Origin of the sequence: Rheinheimera baltica (assembly GCF_030731985.1) — a bacterium.
Lineage (GTDB): Bacteria > Pseudomonadota > Gammaproteobacteria > Enterobacterales > Alteromonadaceae > Alishewanella > Alishewanella baltica.
On record NZ_JAPJDY010000002.1, the window covers coordinates 306,028 to 330,220 of the forward strand.

At 45.9% G+C, this 24,193-nt stretch carries 25 protein-coding genes and 1 pseudogene; 12 read left to right on the plus strand and 14 right to left on the minus strand.

Annotated features, from left to right (window positions below):
• Positions 1-42: 42 nt before the first annotated feature.
• On the plus strand, positions 43-1,374 hold the full coding sequence (locus tag ORJ00_RS04280) for a M20/M25/M40 family metallo-hydrolase (protein ID WP_306139085.1): 1,332 nt from the start codon (positions 43-45) through the stop codon (positions 1,372-1,374).
• A gap of 1 nt (position 1,375) precedes the next feature.
• Here the strand turns inward: ORJ00_RS04280 and ORJ00_RS04285 are convergent, their stop codons facing one another.
• Positions 1,376-1,783, minus strand: coding sequence for a hypothetical protein (locus ORJ00_RS04285; RefSeq protein ID WP_305976461.1), 408 nt, complete (start codon positions 1,781-1,783; stop codon positions 1,376-1,378).
• 182 nt (positions 1,784-1,965) lie between these two features.
• Here ORJ00_RS04285 and ORJ00_RS04290 point away from each other — a divergent pair, with 182 nt between their 5' ends.
• Both ORJ00_RS04290 and smrA read left to right on the plus strand, forming a co-directional pair.
• On the plus strand, positions 1,966-2,253 hold the full coding sequence (locus ORJ00_RS04290) for a hypothetical protein (RefSeq protein WP_027670764.1): 288 nt from the start codon (positions 1,966-1,968) through the stop codon (positions 2,251-2,253).
• Positions 2,254-2,326: 73 nt separating this feature from the next.
• A complete protein-coding gene (smrA, locus tag ORJ00_RS04295) occupies positions 2,327-2,905 on the plus strand; it encodes a DNA endonuclease SmrA (protein WP_306126051.1) in 579 nt (192 codons plus the stop codon).
• 314 nt (positions 2,906-3,219) lie between these two features.
• On the opposite strand, the gene ORJ00_RS04300 is transcribed toward smrA, so the two are convergent.
• Together ORJ00_RS04300 and ORJ00_RS04305 are read right to left on the minus strand one after the other, a co-directional pair.
• Positions 3,220-3,810 (minus strand): GNAT family N-acetyltransferase, encoded by a 591-nt coding sequence (locus ORJ00_RS04300; RefSeq protein ID WP_306139086.1) that lies wholly within the window; start codon positions 3,808-3,810, stop codon positions 3,220-3,222.
• Between the two features lies 1 nt (position 3,811).
• Positions 3,812-4,732, minus strand: coding sequence for a 2-hydroxyacid dehydrogenase (locus ORJ00_RS04305; RefSeq protein WP_306139087.1), 921 nt, complete (start codon positions 4,730-4,732; stop codon positions 3,812-3,814).
• 88 nt (positions 4,733-4,820) lie between these two features.
• Here ORJ00_RS04305 and ORJ00_RS04310 point away from each other — a divergent pair, with 88 nt between their 5' ends.
• From ORJ00_RS04310 to ORJ00_RS04335, 6 genes are all read left to right on the plus strand, one after another.
• On the plus strand, positions 4,821-5,606 hold the full coding sequence (locus ORJ00_RS04310) for a UDP-2,3-diacylglucosamine diphosphatase (protein ID WP_306126048.1): 786 nt from the start codon (positions 4,821-4,823) through the stop codon (positions 5,604-5,606).
• A gap of 92 nt (positions 5,607-5,698) precedes the next feature.
• On the plus strand, positions 5,699-7,405 hold the full coding sequence (gene olsF / locus ORJ00_RS04315; RefSeq protein WP_305976465.1) for a bifunctional ornithine lipid synthase OlsF: 1,707 nt from the start codon (positions 5,699-5,701) through the stop codon (positions 7,403-7,405).
• A gap of 177 nt (positions 7,406-7,582) precedes the next feature.
• Positions 7,583-8,998, plus strand: coding sequence for a DUF3300 domain-containing protein (locus tag ORJ00_RS04320; RefSeq protein WP_306139088.1), 1,416 nt, complete (start codon positions 7,583-7,585; stop codon positions 8,996-8,998).
• Between the two features lie 131 nt (positions 8,999-9,129).
• Positions 9,130-9,828 carry an OmpW/AlkL family protein gene (locus ORJ00_RS04325; protein ID WP_305976467.1) on the plus strand — a complete coding sequence of 233 codons (699 nt, stop codon included), beginning with the start codon at positions 9,130-9,132 and terminating at the stop codon, positions 9,826-9,828.
• A gap of 104 nt (positions 9,829-9,932) precedes the next feature.
• Positions 9,933-11,789: a bifunctional acetyl-CoA hydrolase/transferase family protein/GNAT family N-acetyltransferase gene (locus tag ORJ00_RS04330; RefSeq protein ID WP_306139089.1), complete on the plus strand. Its 1,857-nt coding sequence runs from the start codon at positions 9,933-9,935 to the stop codon at positions 11,787-11,789.
• Positions 11,789-12,706, plus strand: a complete 918-nt coding sequence (locus ORJ00_RS04335; RefSeq protein WP_027670756.1) for a histone deacetylase family protein — start codon at positions 11,789-11,791, stop codon at positions 12,704-12,706. The genes ORJ00_RS04330 and ORJ00_RS04335 overlap by 1 nt, the downstream gene beginning before the upstream one ends.
• Before the next feature lie 39 nt (positions 12,707-12,745).
• On the opposite strand, the pseudogene ORJ00_RS04340 reads toward ORJ00_RS04335, so the two are convergent.
• The 8 genes and pseudogenes from ORJ00_RS04340 to ORJ00_RS04375 form a co-directional block, all read right to left on the minus strand.
• Positions 12,746-12,860 (minus strand): annotated as a pseudogene (locus tag ORJ00_RS04340) (type II toxin-antitoxin system prevent-host-death family antitoxin); the annotation flags it as partial.
• 297 nt (positions 12,861-13,157) lie between these two features.
• Positions 13,158-13,580 carry a DUF4124 domain-containing protein gene (locus tag ORJ00_RS04345; protein WP_305977223.1) on the minus strand — a complete coding sequence of 141 codons (423 nt, stop codon included), beginning with the start codon at positions 13,578-13,580 and terminating at the stop codon, positions 13,158-13,160.
• A 34-nt stretch (positions 13,581-13,614) separates the two neighbouring features.
• Positions 13,615-15,375, minus strand: a complete 1,761-nt coding sequence (locus ORJ00_RS04350) for an ABC transporter ATP-binding protein (protein ID WP_305977224.1) — start codon at positions 15,373-15,375, stop codon at positions 13,615-13,617.
• Complete coding sequence (locus tag ORJ00_RS04355) at positions 15,372-15,941, minus strand: hypothetical protein (RefSeq protein ID WP_306139090.1); 570 nt, start codon at positions 15,939-15,941, stop codon at positions 15,372-15,374. The genes ORJ00_RS04350 and ORJ00_RS04355 overlap by 4 nt, the downstream gene beginning before the upstream one ends.
• A complete protein-coding gene (locus ORJ00_RS04360) occupies positions 15,934-16,452 on the minus strand; it encodes a MauE/DoxX family redox-associated membrane protein (RefSeq protein WP_306139091.1) in 519 nt (172 codons plus the stop codon). The genes ORJ00_RS04355 and ORJ00_RS04360 overlap by 8 nt, the downstream gene beginning before the upstream one ends.
• Positions 16,453-16,457: 5 nt before the next feature.
• A complete protein-coding gene (locus ORJ00_RS04365) occupies positions 16,458-17,333 on the minus strand; it encodes an SDH family Clp fold serine proteinase (protein ID WP_305977227.1) in 876 nt (291 codons plus the stop codon).
• Positions 17,321-18,325, minus strand: coding sequence for an MvdC/MvdD family ATP grasp protein (locus ORJ00_RS04370; RefSeq protein ID WP_306139092.1), 1,005 nt, complete (start codon positions 18,323-18,325; stop codon positions 17,321-17,323). The genes ORJ00_RS04365 and ORJ00_RS04370 overlap by 13 nt, the downstream gene beginning before the upstream one ends.
• Before the next feature lie 57 nt (positions 18,326-18,382).
• Positions 18,383-18,559, minus strand: coding sequence for a hypothetical protein (locus ORJ00_RS04375; RefSeq protein ID WP_305977229.1), 177 nt, complete (start codon positions 18,557-18,559; stop codon positions 18,383-18,385).
• A 377-nt stretch (positions 18,560-18,936) separates the two neighbouring features.
• Between ORJ00_RS04375 and ORJ00_RS04380 the strand changes: the two genes are divergently transcribed.
• From ORJ00_RS04380 to ORJ00_RS04390, 3 genes are all read left to right on the plus strand, one after another.
• A complete protein-coding gene (locus ORJ00_RS04380; RefSeq protein ID WP_306139093.1) occupies positions 18,937-19,965 on the plus strand; it encodes a DJ-1/PfpI family protein in 1,029 nt (342 codons plus the stop codon).
• 6 nt (positions 19,966-19,971) lie between these two features.
• The gene (locus ORJ00_RS04385; RefSeq protein ID WP_306137482.1) at positions 19,972-20,937 is read left to right on the plus strand and encodes a GlxA family transcriptional regulator; all 966 of its coding nucleotides are present in this window, start codon (positions 19,972-19,974) and stop codon (positions 20,935-20,937) included.
• 164 nt (positions 20,938-21,101) lie between these two features.
• Positions 21,102-21,326: a hypothetical protein gene (locus tag ORJ00_RS04390; protein ID WP_305977232.1), complete on the plus strand. Its 225-nt coding sequence runs from the start codon at positions 21,102-21,104 to the stop codon at positions 21,324-21,326.
• 48 nt (positions 21,327-21,374) lie between these two features.
• On the opposite strand, the gene ORJ00_RS04395 is transcribed toward ORJ00_RS04390, so the two are convergent.
• The 3 genes from ORJ00_RS04395 to ORJ00_RS04405 form a co-directional block, all read right to left on the minus strand.
• A complete protein-coding gene (locus tag ORJ00_RS04395) occupies positions 21,375-21,800 on the minus strand; it encodes an EAL domain-containing protein (RefSeq protein ID WP_370304636.1) in 426 nt (141 codons plus the stop codon).
• A gap of 184 nt (positions 21,801-21,984) precedes the next feature.
• Complete coding sequence (locus ORJ00_RS04400; RefSeq protein WP_306139094.1) at positions 21,985-22,836, minus strand: hypothetical protein; 852 nt, start codon at positions 22,834-22,836, stop codon at positions 21,985-21,987.
• Positions 22,837-22,939: 103 nt separating this feature from the next.
• Positions 22,940-24,142: an anhydro-N-acetylmuramic acid kinase gene (locus ORJ00_RS04405; protein WP_306139095.1), complete on the minus strand. Its 1,203-nt coding sequence runs from the start codon at positions 24,140-24,142 to the stop codon at positions 22,940-22,942.
• Positions 24,143-24,193: the final 51 nt, after the last annotated feature.

A 24,193-nucleotide genomic window follows, 5' to 3' on the forward strand; every position in this document is an offset into this window, starting at 1 on the left:
AAAGTCATAACTAATTTAGCAATAACGGGACACAGTAAAAAGATGAAATGCTGGCTAACTACTCTTACAGCGGCACTGAGCCTAAATGTCGCGGCAAATGACCTGATATTGGACCACAATCTGGCCTATCAACTAACAGAATCACTCACGGTAGAAGTGGGCCAGCGTCTTGCTGGCAGCGAAGCAGACGCACGTGCCGTCGCCTGGGCTGAGCAAAAATTTAACCAGTTGGGGTATGACAAAGTCTGGACCGAACCGTTCAACATGCAATACTGGGAGCGTGGTCAGGCAAGTTTAACTGTCAGCGCGCCGTTCAAACAAAGCTTGGTCGTCACTGCGCTTGGAGGCTCCATTGCCACTCCAGTTGATGGCATTAACGCGCAAGTTGTCATGTTTGACAGTCTGGAACAACTGAAAGCCGCAGCATCGGCCCAAGTTAAAAACAAAATTGTATTTATTAACAAAGGCATGGGCAAAGATAAGCTCGGCAGTTTTTATGGTGCTGTCGTCGGTGCTCGCGCAACAGGTGCCATTGAAGCAGCCAAACTTGGTGCTAAAGCTATTGTTATTCGCTCGGTTGGAACCAGCATTAATCGTTTCGCCCATACCGGAATGATGCGCTACAGTGATGAAGTAGAACGTATCCCGGCAGCTGCTATATCAGTACCTGACGCGTTGCAACTGGCTAAAATGCTGAAACTTAAACCAGAGCTTAGCTTGCAACTTAACATGCAAAACAAATTGCCCGGTACCGTCACCAGCTATAATGTGATTGCCGAAATTACTGGTAGTAAGTACCCGGAAGAAATCGTATTAATTGGTGCTCACCTGGACTCATGGGATGAAGGTACCGGCGCGCTGGATGACGGTGCTGGTGTCGGCATAGTAATGGCCACTGCTGCTTTACTGAAACAACAAGCGCGCCCAGAACGCACCGTGCGTGTTGTGTTATTTGGTAATGAAGAAGGTGGCTTAATAGGCGCCCGCGCCTATGCCGCCAAGCATGCTGGAAACTTATCTAACCATGTATTTGCTTCTGAATCAGATTTTGGCGCTGGGCTTATCTGGCGGCTAGATACCGGTTTTGGTGAAAATTCCTTAGCATTTGGCCGTACATTACAAGAAAAGCTGGCACCTTTTGGTGTAACAATGGGTGATAACACCGCCTCCGGTGGACCAGACATTTCTGTACTCAAAGCCCAAGGCGTGCCAGTTGTTAGCCTGCAACAAGATGGTACGGATTACTTCGACTATCATCACACACCAAATGACACTCTGGATAAAATCGACCCAGCTAAGCTGCAGCAAAATCTACAAGTTTGGCTAACGACAATAACGACGATAGCCAATAGTCAAATTGATCTGAGAAAATAATTTAGATCCGATGATGCAGTGGTCTGTATCTTTTTACCAATACAGGCCGCTGATGTTTGCGAGAACTTACACGAAGCATCCACACGTGAATTCCAATTACTAGCATCAACATAGCAAACGGATAAGCGTATGTATTTTCGCTACTAACAAATAGTAACAGTGCAGCCGAGCAATAGCTAAATGGTAGCATTTCATAAAGCCAGAAAGGCAGTACTCCGCCGTATTTCTCATTAGCGTTTTTTACATCTGAACGACGATTATTAGAGCGTAATATCCAAATCACTGCACCTGCGGCTGCGATATAAAGCCCTGGCAATATAGCCAGCCAAGAATCGAACATCAACAGAGTGCCCAAGCCTAATCCGACATATGCATAAGGTAACACTTCGTACACTTTTCCAGGCAACATAATCTACCCTCCATGTTTAGCTCCAATTAAGTGTAGAACACTTTTTAACCAGCAGCGCAAGCTTTGATTTAATGCATCAATTTAACTAATCTGAATGCGGTAAAATTACTCAGTTGAGCAAGCTAATTCAGATCAGCATAATGCGCACAAATTTTGGTCAGACAAGCAATTGGAAACGCACCATGGAACATATCGTGTTCGACATTATTAGCTGGATTGGTTTAACAATCTGTATTGGTGCGTTTTTTATTAAAGACGTTTTTTGGCTACGCCTCGCCACTTTAGTAGGATGCAGCCTGCTCTTTGTTTATTACAGCCATATCGCTATTCCACAAGGTGTGATTTCTAATTTATTAGTATTATTAATTAATGCTTATTACTTATTACACTTCGCAAAAGCCCGACGAGCGGAAAAAGCAAGTCAGCAGTCGGCTATTCCGGCTCGTTCGTTGACGACTGAAGCGGAGTAACAGCGGCTTACTTCTTTTGTCTCGTCTTTAAGCGGGTTATAATTATTGACCCGCTAAGATAAGAGTATCCAGAATGCAAAACGATGACATAGACATGTTTCTGCAAGAGATGTCTGGTGTTAAACCTCTGTCACAAGATGAGGTATTGCTGGAGCCAGGTGAATTCAGTCCAACCTTGGCTCAACAAGCCAGACGTAAAGCAGCAGAACAGGAGATGGAATACGACGCTAACTATCTCAGCATGGAATATGTTGACTTAGTCAAACCCGATGAGCCGTTTACCTACAAGAAAGATGGGGTTCAGGATGGCGTTTATCGCAATCTGCGCTTAGGAAAATATCAGCTGGATGCTACGCTAAACTTGCTTGGCAAAACGCTGGCCGATGCACGTCGTGAACTCTTTTTCTTCATTGAAGACTGCCACAGACGCGGTATTCGTACCTTATTAATTCATCACGGTATGGGACGAAACAGTAAGCCTCATCCAGCTATTTTACGTAGCTACGTGTTTAAATGGCTACCTCAAATACCGATCGTTTTAGCGTGTAATACGGCGCAAAAACAACATGGCGGTTATTCAGCTACTTATGTACTTTTACAGAAAAATTCTGAACAAAAAAGAGAGAATCGGGAACGACATAGCAAACGCTAGTCACTTAAAACATCAAGGGGCCGGTACCGCGTTCACAGTACAGACCCCTTGAATTTAGGTCAATCCATTTGACCAGATTCGGTTCCTGCTATCCACACAAAAGGCAGACAGCTTCGGCTTTGGTTAAAAATGCCGATAACGCCATTAAACATACAACAACAGCGATTGCGGTAAAGCCAAAACCACGATTGGACGCTTTACTCATAATAAACCTCAAAACACATTTTATTATTTTATTTAGTATCTTGGCTTAAATTATCTTAAGCCGGTACAGAGTGTAGTTAAATTGTAATAAAGTTACAATAACTGTATATTTAACCAGCATTTTCAGCATGATACGCCAAAGCTGAATAAACAAAATCTGCCGCAAGAATACGGCCATCATTTAACTGCGGTAATGCCTCTTGCGTTGTTTCACTATGGGTCAAAGTAAACCCTGCTCGTTGATAATTTTTTAACGCAGAAGGATGATCCGCAGAACAGGTATGCAGCCATATTTTTGTTGCCTGCCATTGTGCCGCAAGCATCACGGCGGCCTGTGCTAAAGGCTGGCCTAATCCTTGCCCGATAAACTGAGGCAACAAACCAAAAAATTTAATTTCAACACTGCCATCGTCATGCTTTAGCAATTCAACATACCCCGCTGGGGTACCTTTTACCCACAACAGCCAGGTACGTACTTGTTGTTGTGTTAAATACTGCAGCCATTGCTGATAAGTCCAGCTTAGCCGACTAAACCAACGCCAAGGCCCGCCAACGGTGCGAAACATAAATTGATTTAATTCTGGGCTAGCTATTTCTGCCTCTACCAACTGCACCTTGTCAGGCCACGCCACGTGTGAGGGGATATCTGCATCAAACTGCAAAAACCAGGTGGTAATTTCGATTATATCGTTTGTCGACATATTAATAGCCCCGCTTAATATCTACCAGATTCAGCATCATTTCGCCGCGCATACTACGCCGATAGTTTTCAGCAATCTGTGCCACCGCCGTATTCACGTTTGTCACGGCAGAAACGTGTGGTGTGATCATAATGCCAGCATGCTGCCAAAACGGATGATGCTTGGGCAACGGTTCTTGCCGAAAGACATCAAGACAAGCTGCTTGTAACTGGCCACTATCCAGCGCCTCCAGCAAGGCGTCGTCATCGACTATGGCGCCGCGTGCCACATTAATAAATACCGCACCCTCTTTGAGCTGTTGAAAAAACGCTGTATTTATCCGGTTTTCTGTAGCAGGCGTTAATGGCAGTAAACAAATTACAATATCGGCGGTTGCCACTGCAGCAGCTAAGCCATCATCACCAAAATGGCAGACAATGTTGTCTAGCGCTTTGCGGCCTCGAGACCACCCATGAACGCTATAACCCAGTTGAACAAAATGCTGTGCGACAGCAGCACCTAATTCACCCAGCCCTAACACAGAAATAGTGCTAAATTTTCTGGGACTTTTCGCTTTCCAAACTCGCTGCAACTGCTGAGCACTAAACTGATCCAACCTTAGCCGATAGTGATTCACCACCCCATCCAGGTAACGCACCATGGTGTCGGTTAGCGTTGGATCTACAATGCGTGCTATGGGCAAGGCTGGCAACGAAGGATCTGACAAGATAGCATCAACGCCCGCACCAAAACATTGAATAGCTTTTAGGTTTTTCATGCAGGCCAGGCTGCCATGTGGCTGCTTCCATACTACGGCAAAATCAACCGTGTCAGGCTCAGCGATTTGGGGCCAGATTTCAATGTGGGTATCGGGTAGCAAATTCGCCAAACGCAGGCGTAAGTCATCTAATTTACGATCAGGGATGATCAGGGCAAGGCTCATAGGTCACCAAAACGTCAAAAATGCGTCATACCGTTGACACAGCCAACAGTAATGCTGGAACGGTTCAAAGATAACATGGTACAGACTGATGCTGAACTGCCGCACTATCTTTTTATCTGACGTACATCTGGGCTGTAAAGACTGCCAGGCTGATTATCTGCTTAACTTTCTTGAGCAAGCTAAGGCCGATACCATTTACCTGCTGGGCGATATCGTGGATCTCTGGGCTATGCGTAAACAAGTTCATTGGAAATTAAGCCAGAATAAAATTGTGCGTTGTTTGCTGGATAAAGCCGAACAAGGCGTCAAAATCGTGTATATCCCTGGTAACCATGATGAAGCAATGCGGCTTTACGCCGGGAAACGCTTTGGCAATATTCATATTGCACTACGTGGTAGCCATACCACAGCACAAGGCAAAAAATTGCTACTACTTCATGGTGATGAATTTGACAAAGAGGTGAATTTTGGCCGCGCCCAAGCCTGGCTTGGCGATAATCTCTACGATTTGCTGCTATTTTTAAACCGTTGGTATAATCGGCTGCGTCGTCTTACCGGTGGCAGTTATTTTAGTCTTGCCGCTTACATTAAAAGTAAAGTCCCTGGCGCACAAAATGCTATTGCCCGTTATCGCGATGCGGCTATCGCCAAAGCCAAACGTGGGGGTTTTGATGGCGTGGTATGCGGCCATATCCATCACCCCGAAATTCGGCTACAACAGGGTATTATCTATTGTAATGATGGAGACTGGATTGACAGCTGCACGGCCTTAGTTGAGCAGTTAGATGGCTGTCTGGCGTTGTATCATTGGACAGAACAAGCCGAGATAATTGCTGGTCTTCCGCTAACGGGTAACAGTAAAAAGGCTGCCTGAAATTTCCACAAACTGCCATAAAAAAGACACCTGACTGTCATACAACACCATTAGCCTGACTGCAGCCTATTGCAGTGCTACCGGAGCTAAGTATGATCAATGTTGAACAAGTGCTTTCACAAAACCTTCCCGGGCTAACCAGCAAGCCCTGGCTTTATAAGCCGGTAAAAGGTGCCTTGCGCCGGTTGTTGCATGAACAGGATTTTATCCACTTTGCTGAACGCTACCCGCATTTACAAGGGTTAGAATTTGTTGAGCAGGTACTGGATTACTTTAATTTTCGCTATGCCGTACGCGATAACGAAATAGAACGCATACCCTCGTCTGGCCGCATCGTTATTATTGCCAATCACCCAATAGGTTCGCTGGACGGCTTAGCCTTACTAAAGCTGGTAAGCGATATTCGGCCAGATGTAAAAGTTGTTGCTAATCAGCTACTCATGGCGCTAAAGCCACTGCACAACTTATTGCTACCGGTAAATAATATGCAGGGGGGTACTGAACGGCGTGCGCTGGATAATATTCAGCAGCATTTAGCCGCAGAAGGCGCATTAATCTTGTTCCCTTCAGGCGAAGTATCCAGGCTGCGCCCAGATGGCATTCGGGACGGTAAGTGGCATAACGGCTTCCTACGTTTTGCCAGCAATGCTAAGGCACCCATTTTACCCGTATTTATTGATGGCCGAAATTCGGCACTATTCTATGGCGCTTCTATGCTGTACAAGCCGCTGGCAACCATGTTGCTGGTGCAGGAAATGTTTAAGCAGCAACGCAAAAAACTCGAAATACGTATTGGCGAGCAAATCCCTTATGACGCTTTTGCTAATTTAGCATTGGAAACCCAGGCCAAAGTTAAGTTATTTAAAAAACATTTGTATCGTCTGGCCAAAGATAAGCCGCCGCTTTTTACTACCCAAAGTGCCATTGCTCATCCGGAAGAACGGATAGTGCTTAAAAAAGCGGTAGAGAACTGCGAGTTGCTGGGCGAAACCGCCGACGGTAAACAGATTTATCTTTATCAACATCAGCAAAGCTCTCCTGTTTTAAGGGAGATTGGCCGCCTGAGAGAATTTGCATTTAGAGCCGTGGGCGAAGGCAGTGGGTTACGCCGTGATATCGACCGCTTTGACAGCTACTATGAACAGCTTATTTTATGGGATAAAGATGATCTGGAAATTGTTGGCGCCTACCGTTTTGCTAACACCCGCAATATTATTGCAAAGCACGGTTTAACAGGGCTTTATACCGCATCTTTGTTTCAATTCGACAGCAGTATGAAGCCTTATTTAGATGCGGGGCTAGAGCTTGGACGCAGCTTTGTTCAACCCCGATATTGGGGTAAACGTAGCTTAGAATACTTATGGTATGGCATTGGCGCATACTTAAAGCGTAACCCGGATATACGCTATTTATTTGGTGGCGTGAGTTTGTCACATAGCTATCCGCAGGCAGCACGTGATTTGATGGTGTATTTTTACAGTTTGTACTTTAGTGATCCAAGCTGTGCCGCCGTATCAAAACAGCCTTATCAGCTACCACAGGCGATACTCACTGAGCTGCAACAACACTTTTGTGGCAATAACTACCTTGGCGATTTTACCCAGTTAAAACATTTACTGGCCAATATGGGCGTTAGCGTGCCCACACTGTATAAACAATACAGTGAGTTATGTGAACCTGGCGGCGTGAAGTTTTTAGCCTTCGGCACGGATCCTGATTTCGCTAACTGCGTTGATGGCTTGGTGCTGGTTGATATGACGATGTTAAAAGCGAATAAAAAAGCACGCTATATCGACTAACCTCCTTCTTCACTTCTATTCTTATAAACCAGCGCTGGCAGAAAATACTGCCAGTGCTTTAATGTAAAGGTTACGTAAAGTTCAGTTTCAATTCAGCCCCAGCCCCCTATAAGCTATACAGTGTTCAAAAAGCCATCAGCGCAACAATACCCTGACGGTGAAACTGAGGATAGCAAGATGAAAAATTTCATGCTGCAAGTAAGCCGGCTACTAGCCGCTGTTTTAATTCTGCTTAGCACAGCGAGCATTGCACTAGCCAATGAAGACGCTTTAACTCAAGCAGAACTGGATCAGATGCTCGCACCTGTTGCGTTGTATCCTGATACCGTATTAACCCACGTACTGATTGCGGCAACTTATCCACTTGAAGTGGTGCAAGCATCACGTTGGGTAAAAGCGAACCCTAATCTAACGGGTGAAGACGCTGTAAACGCGGTTGAAGATAAAGGCTGGGACCCAAGTGTTAAAGCTTTGGTGGCATTTCCACAGCTACTGACACGGCTCAGTGATGATTTAGACTGGACCGAACAACTGGGTGAGGCTTTCTTAGCCGATGAAACCACCGTTCTTGCCAGCATTCAAACCCTGCGGCAAAAAGCGTATGACAATGGCGCGCTAGATGATAACCAACACATTGTGGTAGAACGTGAACGCGAAATCATCATTATAGAACCGGCGCGTCAAGAAGTCGTGTATGTGCCGGTATATGATACTCGTGTTGTTTATGGTAACTGGTGGTGGCCTTCTCACCCGCCGGTATACTGGCACACAGCAGGCGCATACTATCGTAATAGTCCATTTTATTGGGGTGTAAGTGTCAACGTTCGTCCCTGGTTCTATTTTGGCATATTCGACTGGCGTCAACGCCATGTGGTCGTTCAACACAATTACTATCGCACACCGCCACGGTATTACCCCAAACGCCATAAACATTATACGGATGCCCGTCGCTGGCACCACAACACCGAACACCGTCGCGGCGTACACTACCGGCATGAACGTTTAAACCGCGATTATAATGCCGGTTATGGTTACCGCCAGCCTACACGCGAAACGAAAAGTACTGCAGTACGGCACACTCGCAATGATCGTGATGTGTCGGTGCGTGAACACAAACAACAGTATCAACGTAAAACTGCCGAACAAGTTACCGTGCTAAAACGCGAACAGCGAATTGGCGATGGTGATGCACGCCAGCGCAATGAGGCCCTGCGCCAGCAACGCAGCAAGTATGATGAGCAGAAAGTACATGCTAACAATAACCGTGATGAGCTGCGGCAAAAAGCCCAGCAACGTTTGAATGAGCCTCTACGCGACCAGCGAATGGTTAGGGAACCGGTTACTACAAGAGCCGTAAGTACTGAACAGTTACGCCAGCGCGATACGGCTCAAACACAACAGCGCGTAACTCCTCGGCAAGAGCCTCAGTATCGCACTCCGGCGGTACCACAGCGTCAGCCACAGGTCACAGTTCAGCGCCAGGTGCAAAGCGCTGCTGAGCCAAAAGCAGTGACACACCGTGCGCAACGAGAGTCCCCTTCCCGTCAAACTACGGCTAGAACGTCGGAACGCCAGGCTAGAAGTATCGATTAGGTGTTATTTTATTGATGCAAAACAAATTACGGGGCTGAATATTAATTCAGCCCCGTTTTTATTGATCCAGACCAATATTTATCATCGCCAAAAGCAGACAATCTACGCAGAACTTATCTGTGGAGAGTGTTATGAAAAAAACGATATCCTGCCTTACTTTAGTTACAGTGCTGGCTTCAGCACCAGCTTTGGCAGATTTTGCAATAAACGTCGGCGCTATCAGCGTCGCACCTGACGACAGCAGTAGCAGCTTAAATGTCATTGAACAAGTTGCCGGTTTGCCAACGGGTTCTACAGCAGTAGGTGTTAATTCAAATACTCAATTAGGCCTGACGGTAGACTACCAATTTACACCACAGTGGTCAGTGCAGCTAATTGCTGCAACCCCATTTAGCCACGACATTGCTGTTAAAGGTTCAGCCATTGACGGTTTAAAAGTAGGCAGCACTAAACATTTACCACCAACATTGCTAGCGCAATATCACTTTATGCCAGCAAACGCTACATTCGATCCTTTTGTTGGCGTGGGCCTGAACTACACAGTTTTCTTTGATAGCCAAACTGACACTGAGCTTGAAGGCGCTCTTTCTGCGTTAAATGTTACAGGCCCAAATGACGTAGTCGATTTAAAACTAAAAAACTCTTTTGGTTTGGCTTTACAAGCAGGGATAAACATTAGTTTTACTGACAATCTTGGTCTGCATTTAATGTTAAGCAAAATAGACATTGATACCACAGGCCGGGTACAAGTAAATGGCAGCACAGTGCAAAGTGTTGATGTCAATATTGACCCCTATGTTGCCATGGTTGGTTTGCGCTGGCAGATATAATATCGAAAGCGTGGTCAACTAGACTAAAGGCGACTGCAATACTGTCGCCTTTTTACGTTACACTGGTATCAATCAGTTACACATGAGCCAAACGGAGCCTAACAGTGGCAAAAGATCCGGAAAAACTAAACTGGCAGCAGTTGTTAAAATCTGGCGATCGTATTTTTATTGGCTCACATGCCGCCACACCCACCTTGCTGATAAACGATTTAATTACTAACGCCAAACAACTGCACGATATTGAAATAGTGCAGGTGTACTCCTTGTCAGATAATAAGTGGGCAGAACCAGAACACCAACAGCTGTTTAAAATTAATGCCTTGTTTATTGGTGGTGAGCAGGTACGCCGCGCGGTAGCAGAAGGCCGCGCCGACTATACACCCTGCTTTATGTCTGACATACCTTCGCTATTTAGCGACGGCATATTACCCTTGGATGCAGCGCTGATAATGGTTAGTCCGGCTGACGAACACGGATATCACTCGCTTGGTGTCTCTGTTGATATTGTTTCAGCGGCTGCAAAAGCAGCAAAAAAAGTTATTGCTCAGGTAAACCTGTCAATGCCGATCACCTATGGACAGTCGTTTATTCATAAAGATCAAATCAGTGCTTATTTATATGCCGAACAACCCCTTGCACAGATGCCGGCAGTAAAGTTGGACACCGTTACCGAGCGCGTTGGCCAGTATGTGTCTTTATTGGTTGAAGATGGTGCAACCATTCAAATTGGTGTTGGCAAAATGTGCGATGCAGTGCTGCGCTACCTGGGCAACCACAAAGATTTAGGCATTCACAGTGAAATGATCACCGACTCCATGATGGAGCTGATGAAAAAAGGCGTCGTAACCAATCGCAGAAAAACGTTTCACCCAGGCAAAACCGTGGCCAGTTTTTGTGTGGGCAGTAAAGCGCTATACGACTTTGTGCACTGCAACCCGCATATGGGCTTTTACCCTAGCGAGTATGTTAACTCACCGGCCAATATTGCCCGCAATGACAATATGGTATCCATTAACAGCGCAATAGAGGTCGATTTGACTGGCCAGGTTGTCTCTGACTCTATTGGGCATTTATTCTACAGCGGTATTGGCGGTCAGGTCGATTTTAGCCGTGGCGCTTCGATGAGTAACGGCGGCAAGCCCATTATTGCTATGCCCAGCACAGCAAAAAACGGCACAGTATCACGCATTGTTGCCCATTTAAGCCAAGGTGCAGGTGTTGTCACTTCGCGTGGCCATGTACATTATGTCGTTACCGAATTTGGCGTGGCGTCTTTACGTGGTAAGAGCATTCGCGAGCGAGCCCTGGAGTTAATCCGCGTAGCACACCCGAAGTTTCGCCAGCAACTGCTGGAGCAAATCCGTCTGCATTTCTGGGTGCCGCATTATCAGTTACATACCCCCACCGAAGTGCCAGAACTTGGCAGTATTGGCTTTAAAGAACTGTTTATTGATGGCGAAGAGTTTGATCTGCGGCCACTAAACCCGTCAGACGAGCGCCGGTTACAAGAGTTTTTTTACTCGCACACCAAAGAAACACTGCAACTGCGCTACAGTGCTGTGCCAACACAAATGAGCCGGGAGAAATCTTGCACACTGGTTGGCGTCGATCAATCCAGAGATTTGGCGCTGTGTATTGTTAAGCAAAAAGGCTCAGCGGTACAAATCCAGGCCGTAGGCCGTTATTATTTACTCAATGATAATCAAGGTTGTGAAGTGGCCTTTGTTACGCGTGAAAAGTATCAGGGTAAAGGCATGGCCAAGCGCCTGCTGCAAGAACTAATAGAGGTAGCCGAGCAACGTGGTCTGAGTAATATGCTGGCTTTTGTCCGTGCCGAGAATAAAGCCATGCTGGCAGTATTCCAAAAAGCCGGCTTTGCGCGGCTTCCTGGTGACGACCCAACCGAAGTGTATTTGCAATTGCGCTTACCACGCGTAACAAGCAATGGAGAACCTAGCTGATGGCCATTACCATGTTTAGTCACCCCAGCTGTTACCAGCACCTAGCCGGCGATGACCATCCTGAGCAACCAGCCCGCCTCAGTGCGATTAATGATCAGTTAATACGCTCGGGTATGGAGTATATCGTGCAGCAGCGCGATGCCACTGCTGCCACCAAAGATGCGGTCTATCGCGCGCACAGCAACTTATACGTCGATGAAATTTTCGTTAAGACACCTGGTGAGGGTCATATCTGGCTGGATCCGGATACCCAGATGATGAAGCACAGCCTAAACGCGGCCCTGCACGCCGCTGGCGCGGGTATTAATGCGGTAGATTTAGTGATGCAAGAGCCCAATCAGCAAGCATTTTGCAGTGTGCGCCCACCTGGACATCATGCTACCCGCGGCGAGGCCATGGGCTTTTGTATTTTTAACAATATTGCTATCGCAGCTTTGCATGCACTTGAACAGCATAAGCTTGAACGTATCGCTATCGTCGATTTTGATGTGCACCATGGTAACGGTACAGAAGATATTTTTGCTGGCGATGAGCGGGTGTTGTTTTGCTCGTCGTTTCAATTTCCGCTTTACCCTAATACGGGTGACACACCGCTGGGCAATAATATTGAAAACCTACCACTGCCCGCCTTATGCAAACCAGCGCTATGGCGCGAGCAAATTGTTAAGCACTGGCTGCCTCGTATAAACCACTTTAAACCGCAGCTTATTCTGGTATCAGCCGGCTTTGATGGCCACCGCGAAGACGATATGGCGCAGTTTCTGCTCACCGAAGATGATTATCAGTGGATAGCACAACAACTGAAGCAATTAGCCGACACCCACTGCGACGGGCGTCTTGTAGCTACGCTGGAAGGTGGCTATGCCTTAAGCGCACTGGGGCGCAGCGTGGTCGCATTTTTAAAAGGGCTTATTTAGGTTCTTGATGCAGTGTTATAGGCTGGCATGAGCAGGGTGTAGCTCAACAAGGTATGCAGATGGCTGGCCATGCTCCGTGCTCTTTCGACAATTGCAGCTCTGCCAGAATCCTTGTAGCTTGACGCTTGAGGTTCGTAACTAGCTCAACTTTGATAGCGTCACCCAGTTCTAATTGCAAAGTGACACTATAGTATCACTTTACGGATGAGGTAATCCTAGCTGGCAAGGCTGTAGAAAATGCAGATTCAGACTATTCTTGCCTCGTTTTTCTGTAAATTTTTAATGGGCGAAACATTGCATTGGGCAGGCGTTTATTGAGGGCTGACGACTATCTGCTTTTGGCAATTAGTCCTTCATGGACCGGTCTTGATTCTTGCCTTCGTTGAGTGGCAATTAGCAAGACCTACTCCATAGCTTCACATTTAGAGAACCAAACTTTGCTTTGCAGAAATCAATTTGACCAGGCGTTAGAATTTTTACCACACTCTTTTTCTAATGCCCTTTTTTGATCACTAAGCATTTTCACATAATCGGCTTTTTCTTTGCCCTGCAGACCATCTGCCGCCTCAATTAAAAAGCCAAGACTATTCCCTTTTCTCCAACATTCATCAGATTTCTTTTGCGATTTTTTTGCATTCTTATCTGCCGATTTAGCGGTATCGGCAGTTTTGTTCTTTTTTACACCTTCAAACTTTACTGGTTTGGTTTCGTTTACATTAAGCTCTTTAGCCTCACCAACCTCATTCGGCTTTGTTTGTGAGTAATGCGTTACACCTTTTTCATCAACCCAAGTGTAAATAGCCGCATTTACGACAAAACTGGCGAAAAATAAACTACAAGACAACACGGTAACAACCTGCAATTTTCCTATCATTGTATACAACCTAATATGCCAAAAACTACAGCGCTTATATCGGGTTTACAGCGCTATGCCTTAATTGCATGCTCATTAACTGATAAAACGCTCCCTTTTGTTGCGCAGACAAATGCTGCGGCCTGCCCTCTTGCACTAAACGCCCTTGCTCAAGCACCAAAACCTTATCAGCTCTGGTAATGGTAGAAAAACGATGAGCAATAATTAACGTCGTTCTGTCTTGCATCAGATAATCTAACGCCTGTTGCACTAAAGTTTCACTTGCAGCATCCAGCGCGCTGGTTGCTTCATCGAGTATCAGAACCCGGGGATTCCGTAATATTGCCCTGGCTATGGCAATACGTTGTTTCTGTCCACCCGATAATTGCGCACCATGTTCGCCAACTTGCGTTTGATAGCCCTGAGGAAAGCGACGGATAAACTCATCCGCACAAGCCAATGTTGCCGCTTTTATAACCTCCGCGTTGCTGACATCACGTTCAGCAACAGCAAACGCGATGTTTTCAAAAATGCTCCCACTAAACAACGATGGCTCTTGTTCTACGACAGCAATTTGCTGACGTAAGAATGCCGTATCCAAATCAGTCAAATTTTCAGAACCGAAAATAATTTGACCTTGTTGTGGCTGATAGAACCCCATTAGCAAAGCAACGACAGTAGACTTTCCTGCACCAGATGGACCAACAAGCGCTACTTTTTCACCGGGTTGAATACTGAAACTCAGCTGCTGTAACGCACAATGTTCCGGCCGTTCTGGGTAACTAAAACTCAGGTTCTGAAACTGTATGGAACCATCAATTTCTCGACGTTGGCTACCTCCAGAATGCTCGGCGTCGCTCATGAGATTGAAAATTTTGCTGGTCGCTCCTACTGTTCGCATCCACTCCCCCCAAAAGTCACTTAAGGTGGAAGCAGACATACTTAGCATGCCGGCATACAACACAAAACTTGTAAGGTCACCGGTCGAGATATTACCTGAGCTAATTTGGCCAGCGCCCAGCCACAGCGTTAAAAGTAATGAACCGAAGGTCAGCAGCAATGAACCCGACTGAAATTTGGCAAATAGCGCGGTGTTCTTGAGAGAAATATGTAGCGACTTTTTGTTAGCGTCGACATAACGTTGATTAGCAAAAGATTGCTGGTTAAACGCTTTCACCAAACGAATATGGCTTAAATACTCCTGAGCGGTCTTACCGCATGCCGCTAAAGCATCTTGTTTTTGCTCCGACCGGACTCGAAACTGCTTACCAATCCATTGCGCCATGAACAAACTTAGCGGAATTAGCATGATAAGCACTGACGCGAGGGATAAAGAAATACTCAGCATCATAATTAAAGCACCGATAAATAATAGCGAAGCTCGTAAAAATAGGGCCAATCCCATCGTTAAGGTGTCATGCAAAGCCTCTACGTCTGAACCTAAGCGGCTGTTAAGTTCTCCAACATGATGTTTATCAAAAAATGTAACAGGTTTATTGAGTATACTTTGATACAACTGCTTTCGAACGTGATGCACGAGCAAGTAGCCGGTTGACTCAAACACATAGTAGCGACCTGCCATTGCTGTAGCCTGTAGCACTAAAATACCCAGCATTAATATTGCCAGCCGGTTCAGCAATGCAATATCCGGTGTGTTCAAATGATCAATGAAATACGCTAGCCCTTTAGGTAGGGCTAGTTGAAAGATAACCGTTAAAACCATAAGGGCAAAGCCACAAGCAAGGCGCCAACGAAACAGCCATAATAATTTGAACATTTGCTGTTGCACTTTACTGTTCTGGTCAGCCGGCATCATGCAACACTCTGTTCAACATCCGTGAAGCCCTTTAATTGTTCGCATAACAATTGCCAGTTTTCGTCGCCTATCAAACCGGTCGCTTCAACTTGACCTTGCTGATCAATGAAAAGATACGCTGGTGACATTTGTTGGGGGTTTAATTGCACATAGTCTGATTGTCGCACCATTAAGCAATGGCTTGCTAATTCTGCATGCGCTAAAAAGCGTCGATAAGGCCTTGCTGACTCATTCGTAATAAGTTTAATCTCAAGCCCGGCACCTGATGCCAATAACAATAATTCTGGTAGTTCACTTAACTTAGTTTTGCACTTTGCGCAGCGACTAGCTAACAGCAGCAGCGCTGTAGGCCGGCCATGCTGCCAAACGGGTGAGACCTCTGCATTAAGTAGCGCTTTTCCAAGCACTAAAGGCAAAGCAGTCCCTATCGCTAATGGTTCCGGAACCCTTGTAAAACCGGGTAAATACCTAACCCGTTGGTAAAGGGCATAAGTCAGCTTCAAATTCAGCCCAAGCAACAAAGCCAAGCAACACACTAATGCACTTAGCAGCTGTACTTCAGTCATAGTCGCTCCTTTTCGTCAGCAACTCAGTAGCCTCGTGCAAATGAATTAACACCACGGCAAAAACAAACGCTATCGATAGCACAGGCATAAACATTGAACTTTGCAGCTGCAATTCTGGTGAAACCAGATATAAGCTCATTGCACATATCATTATCGCGTTACGAGCAAGGTCGGCAATTGAAAAAGTTCGCCGTTGCTCGCCAAAGCAGTTACATGTTACTGGCCCACGCCACAAGTAAGTCAATACAAGCACCAGACTAAACATAGCCATCATTGACAAAGCTAGCGTCATTGCAATTTTGGCTGAGCCTAACGCCGAAAACAGCCACCAGGCTATGCTGATTTCCAACGTTGCGATAGTCAGTGCAGAAACGGTACGGAGTGATTCCGGCATACCAAAAGATTCAACCAGGCTGTGACTAAAAGCATTCTTGTTTATAAGCTTGGAAACCGCTGCGATTAAAAACAACCAGGCAATACTGTAACGGCAAAGACTTAATAGTAATTCCATACTGGTTACTCTTGCAGCCAGGCAGCTTTCATTTGATCTGGCTGCTGAACGCTCAAATACACTCGCTCAGTACTAATCAAAGCCGTATCAACTCTGCTGTCATCAGCGCGCTCAACTGCCCCTGCACCAACAGATTGTTGTAATGTTAAAGACAGTTGCCACAGCAAGGCTTCAAGTTGAGGTTCACGCTTTACATTAAAGCCAAGTTGTCGCATCTCATCGCCTGACAAAGCGTAGTGATGAGAATGATACCCAGCGAGTAAGTTTCGAATCATCGCGGCACGTTGTTCACCAGGCAGCGCAGGAAGCTGCCATTGCAGTAATTGCTCACCAATAACCTGCGCCTCTAAGCTTGCACGGTAAAATGCCGTCAAGGTTGGAGGGAACAATTGCTCACACAAAGTGGTTAATAATGCTGTTTGGCTCTGCTCTGAACTAAGCCCAAACCAATCTGCAGCCATATCTTTGAATTTAGAAATATCTAAACTTGAAACCGCTGTTGCGGCTTCACCGGCACCTGAACCATGTAAGTGGGGATCGATAGGAGAAAACATGGCCAATTCGCCGGCAATAATATTATCAGCCGCCAATGCCAACATTGTTGCTGCAGACTGACAAAAGTAAGGCACCAGTATATTCAATTGCTCGCAGTAACTGCGCAGCAACATTGCAATACGCCTACTCGCATTTATCTCTCCGCCACGGCACTGCAGCACCACATCGAGTTGCCGAACGGAACCTAAATGTTGTAATTCGTTATACAAATGCGGCAACAGATCCAAATCTAAATGAGTTGCAGCCAGCACAAGTACTTTACTGTCCCTTAACTGCTCTAATTGCGTAAGTGTCGAGCGAAACTCCACTGTTTTTAGTTTTGACATAACGCACTCTCTGTTAACAGATCGGCCATCACCTGGCAAAGCTGAAACTCTGGCACCTGTTGCTCAACATACAAAAACTGACCGTTGGGATTATTTTCCAGAAAAATCAGTTTCTGTTCCGGACTAACAATAAAATCCAGTGCGCTATATAACAAACCATAGCTACGGACGAAATTCAGGATAGACTGCGCCCATTCTCCCGGTAAATGATAAGGACTGTATTTCGCCACGACACGGCTATCTCTGCAATCGACACTATTGCTATTGTCATAATTAGCGTCAATGCGGGCAGCAAACACCTGATCTCCTATAACGGTAACCCGTAACTCGTACTGCTTTTCGCTGTAGTGCTGAAAGTGACACGGTAGTTCGGTGACGGCCGATAAATCTGACAAATCCTGTTCCGTTAATAAGGTTGTAGCCAATCCGGTACAAAGCTGTTGATCTTCATCAACTTGTTCTGCAGCTAGCCAGGATGAAGACAAGGCTTTAAAAATGATTCCACCACGACTGCTACTTGCCAAGCGTCGCACGCGGCTGGGTATATTAGTAATTAATGACTCTGGAATATCAAAACCGAAAGCAATAGCACGTTTTAACTGCTCAACTTTCCACATCGCGCCTCTTAGCTGCAGAGGATGATTTACCCAAAAACACTTCAAGCTATATAGTAACCCCAGTAAAGCGTGCTCAGTTTCTTCAACAGCAAACGCTTGCTCTTGTTGTGATAAATCAGCGGAAATAAAACTAAATGGAGCGGGTTTGCGAAGCCATACTGCGGTGATGTCGGCAAGTCTGATACGTTTGCCTGAAGGTAGATGCAACAGCTCGCCGTCCAAGCCATCCGGCGTGTAGCCATACCAAAACTGATAGTCACGAGGAAAACAGTCTGCGTCCAATCTGAACAATTGAATATCCTCGTGTGATATCAATGACAAAACCAGATCAACATGAATATCTTCAGAGTGGGAGACGGCCAGTACTACAGACATCAAACAAAACTCCACAGAAAAAAAAGCCCTTCAACCTGTGAAGGGCATTGATAAAACTTAGCACCACATGCCAGTATCTCTGCCGAACCGTCCATCAGCACGATAATCTGGCGCTGAGCAACCCGCTGTAGCGGCGCTGTTGCGAGCTTGCCATTTATCAGCATCTTTTGGCGTATTTTTAGCTTTTTCAGCCAATTTGAAAGCGAACAATTTAGGTTGATTTTGCTTTTGCATTTTAAGACCCTCGTTGATTAACTTTTTATTCTCATTTATCACTTATGTGACAACATCATATTAATCACTGAAACCTAAAAAAAACAAGACTAAATACTTATAACGAATCTAAATTGTCAACTTAAAGGAAATAAACATAATAAATTAATAACTTACGTCAACTTGGCAGGAGATAACTAATTATTACGATTAACTTGTCTTACAACAGCCAGATACTCGCGGGCACTTTAGCTCTTAGGATCAGGTCTGATTCTATTGCCTGTTTAGATAACTATTCGATGGTTTGAAGCTTTGGCAGAATAAGTATTAAACGTGTCATACTGCCAACAGTTTGTGCTTTTAAACTATGAGCAGATTTGAACAACAGGAAAAGAGGCATGAAAAATCTGACACCTTATACTGGACTATGGCTGCTTGAAATTATTAAACACATCCGCGTCCTTCGCTGGCTTCCACTCGCTCTTATCCTCCCGCTACTTTCTTTGCCCGTGCTGGCAAACAAGCCTTTCACCGTGGCGATTTTAATGTTTGACGAGGTGCAGATTATTGATTTCGCTGCGCCTTATGAAGTATTCGGCCAGGCTAAATTTGAAGTATTTACCGTGTCAGCGACCGGTAAACCGCTTACTACTGCTATGGGCTTGAGTGTCACCCCAAAATACAGCTTTGCTAACATGCCGGATGCAGATGCCATCCTTGTACCTGGAGGCGATACTAGCGAGGTTATGCATGATGAAAAGGTAATAGGTTGGCTTAAAGCGCAACAGGGTAAAGTTGAACATATATTATCGGTGTGCACAGGCGCACATATTCTGGCTGAGTCAGGCTTACTGGATGGTAAATCCGCCACCACGTTTCATCGCGCGTTAGAACGTTTTGAAAAAGATTACCCGAAAATTTCAGTGCGGCCGGATAAACGCTTTGTCGATAACGGTCAAATTGTTACATCGGCGGGGTTATCATCCGGCATTGATGCGTCCCTACATTTGGTAAGTACAGTATTAGGGGAAGACAAAGCCCGCACGGTAGCGCTGCATCTTGAATACGACTGGGATCCCAATGGTGGATTTGTCCGGGCTAGTATGGCCGACCGCATGCTGCCGCAGAACGAATACGACTGGCCCGACGGTATTTTGTTTGACCGCATAAGTGCATTTGGTGACGAGCAGCGCTGGCAAATTAAGTATCAGGTTAAAACCAGCGCAACAGCACAAAGTTTGATGCAAGTGTATAAAACCGCCATGGCCCGTCATGATAACTGGCAAGTTAAAGATACCGGGGGGGCTTTACAAGGTGAATGGCTTGGTGTGGCAGACAATGAGGGCTGGTTAATCTCTGCTGCAGTCACTACCGGCAATGCGCCTGACACCTATTTCTTTATGCTTGATGTTTATCAGCGGCCGTAATTAAGCATGCTGCGTAGAAAAATCGGGTTTCTATTGTTTGAAGAGTTTAATGGGCAGGATCTGATTGGTCCGCTCGAAGCGTTTCATTCAGTTCGTGATGTTACCGAATCGCCCTACGAATGCCTTTTTATTGGCCCTGCTGCGGGCCAGTATCGTTCCGAATCGGGTCTGGCCATGATGGCAGACGTTTCTCTGGAAGAGCTGGCTCTGGTAGATGGACACCAGCTGGATACGCTGATTATTCCAGGCGGTGCAGGCTCGCGAACGCCCCGGGTGCAGTCTGCAATATGCCCTTGGTTGCGCCAGGCAAGGCCTGCTATCAGACGGATTGCCAGTGTTTGCACCGGAGCCTTTATATTGGCCGAAAGCGGACTACTGGATGGTTTACACGCCACGACCCACTGGGCCTTTGTCGATGCACTTGCTAAACGCTATCCGAACATTCAGGTACAGGCCAACGAATTGTTTGTCGACAACGGCCATATCGCGACATCGGCTGGCATTACTTCGGGTATCGATCTGAGCTTAAAACTGATTGAAAATGACTTGGGGACTGAAATTGCCAGCCAGGTAGCGCGTTATCTGGTGGTCCATTTTCGCCGTGCTGGCGATCAGGCACAATATTCCGTGCCGCTGCAGTTTCAGAGTAAGTCTGATACACGATTCAGTTCACTAACAGGCTGGGTAATGCAAAATTTACAGAGTGATTTAAGCGTGAGCACTCTGGCTAATTACTGCGGCATGAGTGAGCGAAATTTCTACCGCCACTTCGTCGCACAGGTAGGTGAAACGCCAGCGCGATACGTGGATTCACTGCGCTTAGATTACGCCAGACAACTGCTGGTTGAAAAAGGCTGGCCAATAGACAAAGTGGCGCAGGCGTGCGGATATCAAAGTAGTGATGTTTTCAGGCGTGCCTTTTTGCGTAAATTTTTGCTGGCACCCAATGCCTATCGGGAGCGGTTTAGCTGATCTCTACAGATACCTCAACCCAGCATTGCCATTGGTTAATGGTTAGTTGTGTAGCTTAGCGTTAGATCTAACAGATTCAGGCTTTCAATCTGAGCGCCTCAGAGAATCTAAGCGACCATGAGCAATTTTGCCAACAAGATATCAATACAAGCTGTGCGCAATACTTGGAACAACAACTGCTTGTCTTACCCCTCTTAAGCCACGGTTGGTATCGGGTAAAGGGATTTCAGCTCGATTATATGTTTGATCAGCATCAGTTTCTGTCATTGCAAGCGGAGGCTGATTATACCCGTATTGAGCCCGAATTACTGGGTACATCCAGCAAACAGCTCTATCAGGAGCTTGGCAGCACTCTTTTATTGCAACAAAAGATAAGTAACCTGGGTTAGCAAGACAAAAACTGGCTACGGGTCAGAACCTGAGGTATCACTACGAATTTAACCCTGATCTGCTGCCGGGATCAGTGAAGCACCTGCTTTAAGTATCGCGGCCAACGACTGCGGAACCATTGGAAAACCGAAGTAATGCCCTTGTCTTTCGTCGCAACGCTCAGCCAGCAGGAACGCATACTGCTCTTGTGTTTCCACTCCTTCCGCTATCAGCCGTTGATGCAAGCTTTTACCCATGCTGATTACCGCCTGCACAATGGTAGCATCGTCCGAATTAGCAATAAGCTGGTTCACAAAATACTTGTCGATCTTTAAGGTATTAATCGGAAACCGCCGAAGATAGTTCAAGCTTGAATAACCGGTGCCAAAGTCATCGATCGACAGCCTGATGCCCATGTCCGACAGCGAATGCAGCACGGAATTAGTCGACTCCACATCACGCATCAGAATGCTTTCGGTTATTGGCCTCTGTATGAACCTGCCCGCAGACCCAGAGTTACTTTAAGTTTTGCCGCTCAACAGCAGTTCTACAAATTTTTACATTAGAACGTCAGCCAAAAACTGCCGTTATACCTATTTAATTGAGCTGCACGCCTATGTAAGCAGGCATAAAAAAGGCTGAAAACTCAGCCTTCTTCATCTTTGTTGACCTTTAGTGTTACCGCTTGCGTTTAGTTAACAGCAGCAAACCGGGTAACAATAATAAGATGCTGGCAGGCACTGGAACCTGTGATGGCTCCTGCGCCGAAGGTGGTGGAATTAATGTTTGAATATTTAACTGCAGCGCTCCGGCAAGAATACGGGTGTTATTAAGTGTAGCACCGTCCCCCACTTGCAAAAACATATTAGGTGCCAACAAGTTGCCTTGAATATTGCTGGTACCAAACAGCCCGGCTGATAACGTTGTGTATTCTTCAGCTTGATTTTGGCTATGGAAATTAAAAAACACCTGGTTTGGGTTTATACCATGTAAAAAAATGCCGCCGCCGTCCATCATAAACCATTGGCTGATATTAAATACAAAGGTGTCATCAGCACTGCCAAACAAGTTAATAACTTGATGCGCCATAATAACCGGGTTTAACGAAAATACATTTAAACCACCATTACCCGTGTAATTATTTAAACTCTGTAAATTTGTCTGCGTACCGCCCAGGCCCTGCAGCTGTTGCGATAACGCACTTAACTGATCTTGCAAGCTGATAAACTGACTATTGTTCCACTGCTGCCAGCCTTGCGTAATGTGAATACCTGCACCTTGTTGTTGGTTGATACCCGCAGCATAACCATTAACAATAGTGCCCGCGCCAAACTCTAATTGTTTCGCGGCAATGTTGCCATGTACATCACTCTCAGAGCCAAGCCCCATGTACCCTGACTGACTACTAGCCCCGTTCGCGCCAGCAAACAAAGCAAAGTTAGCTAACTCTCCTAAATGAATCGGCGTGGCCAACACACTAGTGCTAAATAGCAAACCAAGGCTAAATCCTTTAATTAGTCGACCGATCATTCCTGCTCCTGAAATCGTTTTTTGAGTTGGCTGCCCTACTAATGACAACGGTGTCATTGTATAAGATTCATACATTCCTTTCAATGTATCCTTTTACCGGCTATTAATCAGCGAAGCTGATTTTTCCCATGCTTACTCCCGGTATGCCTTCACGGGCATTGCTAAATTGTTGCTTGCCCCCCACCAAACATTCATTCGCAAGTACAGCAAATAATACCGCCTCTTTAGCATCAGGGTTTATGCCAAGATCTGCCGTTGTTTTAATGTCCACGCCAGGCAGTGCAGCCTTAATTTGTGACATTAACAACGGGTTATGAATACCGCCGCCGCTGGCATAAATGACAAAATTATTTAACTGCGCTGTAGTGCGCGCAATAGCACTGATAATCATATCGGCAGAAAAGCGATTAAGGGTTGCCATCACATCGGCAGGGTTCAGGCTTGTTGTGTCACTTTGTTGCTGTGCTTTAGCCAGATACGCCAGATTAAATACTTCCGGACCGGTGGTTTTAGGAAAACCAAGGGCAAAAAAATCATCCTGCTTCAACGCTTCAAGCAAAGGCTCACTGACTACACCCGCTTTAGCCAGTTTGGCGTCTGCATCAAAATATTGCTCAGGGTAATGTTGCTGAATAAAGGCGTCCATTATGGTATTGCCGGGGCCAATATCCGTACTAAATACGGCCTCAGCGTCTCGTGTTTTTGGCAACCAGGTGAAGTTAGCTATGCCGCCAATATTCAGCATAATGCGATTTTCGTGCTCACTACTAAACAGCAAATAATCACCGTATACGGCTAAGGGCGCCCCTTCACCACCCGCGGCAATATGTTTCTGGCGAAAATCACTTAACGTAATAATTCCGGTGGTAACCGCCAGATGATCACCATCGCCAATTTGCAAAGTAGCATTACCGTAATCTATGAGGTTGTGCTGGCGTTTCGGGCAATGAAAAATTGTTTGGCCATGGCTGGCAATAACATCAACATCGCTTTCCGTTAGCTGCCATTTGGCCAGGCACTGGTTAATTATCCGACCATGCTCAATACCAATCCACGGGTTAAGCAGCGTAATAGCCTGCAGGTCTACTTCACGTTTAGAAAATACCGCCTTTACCCGCTGCTTATAGTCAGCGTTATAATCAACGGTAGTAAACTGCAATACCTTAATAGCGGTATTTAACCCAGCGCCGGTTAGCTCACACAGCGCCACATCCAAGCCATCAAGAGAAGTACCGCTCATCAAACCTATAACCCTGCGGCCAGGCTTAGTCGCTATGTTATATAGCTGCTGAATATGGTGGTGCATACCGGTTTCCTCTGCATGCGACGACAAAAATGAATAATTTATGCGTATAAT